The following is a 247-nucleotide window of genomic DNA, read 5'->3' on the forward strand; positions in this document are numbered from 1 at the left end:
TACCAGTACCGGCTGTTACACGAGAACCAGTACGAAGACAGTTACGAGCGCGACCTGCTCCGCGACTTCTTCAAGAAAGACGGCACGCGCACCGAGGCGGACCGCACCAAAGCCAGCGACGGGGAAACGTATCTATATTATTATGCGGTCGTGCGAGCCAATCGATCCTGTCTGGTGTGCCACCAAACCATCGCCGAACAAAAAGGTCAGATACTGGCCGAGAACGATCCCATGGCCGTCGTCAGCG

Annotated in this window: 1 protein-coding gene; it reads left to right on the forward strand. The window is 56.7% G+C overall.

Features of this window, described 5'->3' with window-relative positions:
- The coding region (locus ACLJNW_RS27480) for a DUF3365 domain-containing protein (protein ID WP_410961723.1) at positions 1-247 on the forward strand (247 nt) is incomplete at both ends.

Origin of the sequence: Salmonella sp. SAL4457 (assembly GCF_046548235.1) — a bacterium.
GTDB classification, from domain to species: Bacteria; Pseudomonadota; Gammaproteobacteria; order Enterobacterales; family Enterobacteriaceae; genus Salmonella; species Salmonella enterica.